The organism is Candidatus Hydrogenedens sp. (assembly GCA_035361075.1).
Taxonomy (GTDB): Bacteria; Hydrogenedentota; Hydrogenedentia; order Hydrogenedentales; family Hydrogenedentaceae; genus Hydrogenedens.
Genome location: DAOSBX010000070.1, coordinates 1 through 5,108 on the forward strand (window position 1 = coordinate 1; position 5,108 = coordinate 5,108).

The 5,108-nt window shown below is 38.9% G+C and carries 3 protein-coding genes; 1 reads left to right on the top strand and 2 read right to left on the bottom strand.

Annotation, left to right across the window (positions count from 1 at the left end; all coding sequences use genetic code 11):
• Window positions 1–1,229, top strand: a 1,229-nt coding sequence (locus PLJ10_13260) for an HD domain-containing protein (protein HOK10614.1), incomplete at its 5' end; no start/stop codon positions are given.
• Between the two features lie 10 nt (window positions 1,230–1,239).
• Here the strand turns inward: PLJ10_13260 and PLJ10_13265 are convergent.
• Both PLJ10_13265 and PLJ10_13270 read right to left on the bottom strand, forming a co-directional pair.
• Window positions 1,240–3,954 carry a PKD domain-containing protein gene (locus PLJ10_13265; GenBank protein HOK10615.1) on the bottom strand — a complete coding sequence of 905 codons (2,715 nt, stop codon included), beginning with the start codon at window positions 3,952–3,954 and terminating at the stop codon, window positions 1,240–1,242.
• 461 nt (window positions 3,955–4,415) lie between these two features.
• A partial coding sequence (locus PLJ10_13270) for a PASTA domain-containing protein (GenBank protein ID HOK10616.1) occupies window positions 4,416–5,108 on the bottom strand: 693 nt, incomplete at its 5' end.

Consider the following 5,108-nt stretch of genomic DNA (forward strand, 5'->3'; position numbering starts at 1 on the left):
CATTTAACATCACAGAAATAAAAGCAGTAATTAACAACGCTTTAGAACGACATCGACTTATTAAAGAAAATACACGACTTAGAGAAATTACCGAATTATTTAAAATCAGTGAAAATATTTCTTCAATAAAAGATGAAGAACAACTATTAAAATTCATTCTCAATTCCGCATTAGAACACACACAAGCCAAAAGAGGCTCCATTTTAGTCGTAACAGAAGACGGTAAAAACCTAAAACTTGTAGCAAGTGTCGGATTACCTGAAAAAATCATTGGGAAAACTATTCCAATTGACTCATCATCTATCTCAGGATTGGTCGTTCAAAATATCGAACCTTTTTTAATAGAAGATATTAATCAAAATCCAGAACTCAAAAACCAATTAATAGGACTCAAAAACAATTCATTTATTTCCGTCCCTATCCAGAGTAAAAAATCCGAATTTTTTAAGTCGCATCCTTTAGTAATTAACGAACTTGATGTAATAGCCGTATTAAATGTAACAGATAAAGAGAATGGAGAATCATTCTCAGAAACGGACTTAAAAATATTACGTATTATCGCCAACCATGGAGCCTCAGCCATAGAGAATGCACGATTAATTCGAGACATAGAATCAGCCCAACGAGAAATTGTATTCACACTCGGCGAGATTGTAGAAACACGTTCACGAGAAACAGGCAGTCACGTAAAAAGAGTAGCAGAATATTCAAAACTCCTCGCCCTAAAATCAGGACTAACACCCAAAGAAGCAGAAATTTTACGCCTCGCATCGCCACTTCATGATGTTGGCAAAGTAGGCATTCCAGATGCCATATTAAACAAACCCGGACCATTAACTCCTAACGAATTTGAGTTTATCAAAACCCACACCATTATTGGATATGACATGTTAAGCAAATCCAAAGGCGTAATTCTTCAATCCGCAGCCATCATCGCATTAGAACATCATGAACGATTTGACGGCTCAGGTTACCCCGAAGGAAAAAAGGGAGAAGAAATACATATCTATGGTCGAATTGTAGGCATTGCAGATGTATTCGACGCATTAGGTGTAGAACGAGTCTATAAAAAAGCATGGACACTTGACGAAATTAAAGAATATTTTGCCGAACAAAAAGGAAAACAATTCGACCCACAATTAGTCGATATCTTCTTCTCAAATATCGAAGAAGTACTATCCATTAAAAACAAATTCCCAGAAAAATCGCAAATTCCAACTACTTCTTAATAACTAACAATTAATATTCATACGCACCCATATCATAATCAGAACCATCCCCTGTAATACTTGGAATAGCATCAAAACCTCTTATATTCCCATCAATGTCCGTCAAAACATTTCCCCATTCCTCTCCACTGGTATCCATTCCACGGTCAATACACGGCGAGCTTGCACTCAATCTCAAATTACCCGCAGTAGCAAACACAAATAACGGGTCAGAACTAATATTACCATCGCCATTCTTAACTTGCTGTGTATCACAGTATAAAAATGTTGCATCATTACCCTTCGAATAGGTTCCTAATCCCGAATTCGACCAAATAATCGTATTTGCAAACCTTGCATTACTATAATAATTAAAAACAGCCCCCCCATGATTCGACAAAGTCGAATCCGTTTGATTCCCATACATAGTACAATTAGAAAATACAATATTCTCACACAAATCAATATGAATACCACCTGTCCTCTCATTTAAATTCGTAAAATCGTATGCCTTATTCCTGAAAACAATTACATTGATTATCTTCCCTGAACTACGAGTCATGTATAACATCCCCGCACTTGCTTTCGAAAAACCACTATGATCATTTGTAGACACTGTGTTATTCTTAAATATAGAATTTTGTAATTTCATATTTCCAAACCAAATATAAATAGAACCACCAAATGCCTTTGCGAATGCACCATATATAACACCACCTACATTTCCATCTCCAATACCTTCTGCAACACAAGAATTAGAATCAAATGTTGAATGATTTATAGACAAATCAGAATTATATGCAAATATACCACCACCCGAAGCGACCACCTCTATATTCCGATTTGATGTCTGCCATATACCCTTCGTTGATATTTGGTTTGACCTGAATTCACAATTATCAATAGTGAGAACAGAATCCATTGCATACATCCCAGCACCATAATTATAGGCAGATGCAGACGTAATATTCTCTATTTTATTTTCAACAACAGAACAATTATGAAGCAATAATTTACCACTGATACAACAAATCCCCGCCCCAACTCCAACCGCCTTATTATTGTATATAGTACAATTTTTAACCACAAATTTCTTGCCCGGCACATACACCCCAGCACCATCCTGAGCATCACTGTATATATTGTCAAGTTGGCAATTTCCACCAGTAATTAAAAATCCATTCAACTCGCTATAATTCTCACCAACAACAACATGCCACGCAGGTTGTCCACCACGAGATGCACTCCCATCAATAACAGTAAGATTTAATTGATAATTTCTTTGGTTCAATTCTGTCTCATTACCAAGAAATCCGCCATAAACATTGACCAGCTCCCTCATTATTAATGCTCCCGAATAATTCTGTCTGAGTTCATCATAAGTACCCCCAGCAACCCATACCTCTCCACCTCCTAACTCATAGGCTTTATCTATTCCTTCCTGAATAGTGGGGAAAGCTGTTGCCCATGTTAATCCATCAGGTTCAACCTCTTCTTTAGCAAGTGGTTTCTTCACATATATTCGTGTTCCTTCCAAAATCTCAATATAACCCACTTTCTGCTCTGTACTCTGCCCCGCACTGGTAATCACTGTTAAAGTAACTGTATAAACACCAGGGGATGTATATGCATGCAACGGACTTCGCAAAACACTAAAACCACCATCCCCAAAACTCCATTGCCATGTAGCATTCGCACCATTACCCATTCGACTCTCATCTCGAAATTCAATCTCACTATTTACAAGATTCTTAGTAGGCGTAGCAGAAAACCTCGCAACAGGTGGATACGGATAAGAGCTATAAATCCTTATGTATCCCGCCAATATTGATAAAGGAAAAACCAAACCCTCCGGATAGGTATACGCCTGAATACTCTCCGCATAAATAGAGTAAATATCATTAAAATCCGCATCCTCTGAAATCTTAAACCGTATCACAGCAAAGCTCCCCGTTACCATACCTTTCGAAGTTGACCCCGACGCAGTAAGTCTTAACTTTCCCGGAGTCACCTCACCAGCAGTTAAAGTCTTCCCCGCATTATAAACAGACGTTCCTTCCATAAAATCTAAATATTGCAACCGATTGTAATTAAAAGTCAGATCAAAACGAATATAATTCAACGAAACACCTTCCGTCTCCAAATATAAAGGTATATTAATCTCTGAACCCGGTGTTGTATCCCGTCTATCTATGACAATTCGTGCATAAGTATACACCTCACCCTCACCTTCAACAGTTCCTTCACCCTCCAATATCCCTTCTACTACTCCCTCCAATGAACCCTCCAATGAACCCTCTGATGAACCCTCTAATGAACCCTCCAGCTCTCCTTCATTTATATAACAATAGACAGGCTTATACCCATCTTCCGTTGGCGTCGAACTTAACTCATAACCACATAAATTATAAAATTGAACCAATCGAAGTAATTCTATCAATGAAATCTTCCACGGATTTGTCGGTTCATAATCACTATCATGAGGCTCACATGTCTGGTCACCCGGACCCGGATTATACCCATCCTCACCGTTAGGGTCACAATGATACGACTTAATATTATAAAATTGAATTACCCTCAACAACTCAGAAAGATTTATCTTCTTATCCTGATTCCTATCCGCTGTATGAAACTCACCAGCCTTAACAACCCCATAAACTGATGGACAAAACAAGGTCAGCGAGAAAATAACTAAAACACAAAAACACAATATAGCCAAATTTTGTTTTATTGGATTATTGAACATATAAACACCTTATCTTTTAAATAACTCAAGCGATTCCCCGCTTATAAAATGTTAAAATCTTTAATATATATAAAAATACCATTTTTTACATACATTTTTCAAATAATTTTATTCCCAAAAAAATATTGCCCCTTAAACATCACAAAAAAATACCGTAAAAACTCATTTTTTGACATTAAAACTATTATCGTCAAAAACGTTTCCTCTTTCATTTTCAGAATTCAACCCACATTTTCAACGTCAACGATTTCTTTACAGCACATACAATCCCATCTGTGTCTTCTAATTTTCATTCTTTCCTCCGTGTCCTTTATTGATTTACTTATTTCTAAAGGTATAATGTAGTGGAAGCATCCCTGCTCCCCTAAAAAAATAACCATTAACATCCAATCTATCTATTCATGAACAAGTCTGTCCCCGCTATATTATGTAATAATTCCCCACAGGCAAAAATATTTGTGCTACTTTATAATTCCTGGACAGTAGCCGTCTTCGCCAGTAGGGCAGGGATAATAACCACCCATGTTAAAGAATTGGATTACTCTCAACAGTTCGCTAAGGCTGATTTTCCAATCACCATCCTGATCTGCACTGTGTGGTGGCTTTTCCTCTTCTCCTTCCACCACGCCTTCTGGAATCCCTTCTGGATTACCTTCAACAACTCCTTCCGGGGTGCCTTCCACTACACCTTCCGGTGTTCCTTCTACTACTCCTTCCGTAGAGCCTTCGGCTGTTCCTTCGCCCTCTACAGTACCTTCTGGCGTCCCTTCCAGACTTCCCTCGCCTTCGGGACACAGACCCGTGGATACTACCAAATTCACGGCTGTGCCCGGTAGCACTTGCTGGCCTGATAACGGGTCCTGACTTATCACATCTCCCGATGGAACTGTATCACTGCACTCCTGTGTAATCAAACCTACCGTCAACCCGGCTCCTACTATCGCATCCTCCGCCGAATTCTGAGCCATACCTACTACATTCGGAACCGTTACCGGACACGGACCCGTGGATACTACCAAATTCACGGCTGTGCTCGGTACCACTTGCTGGCCTGATAACGGGTCCTGACTTACCACATCTCCCGATGGAACTGTATCATTGCACTCCTGTGTAATCAAACCTACTGTCAACCCGGCTCCTACTATCGCATTCTC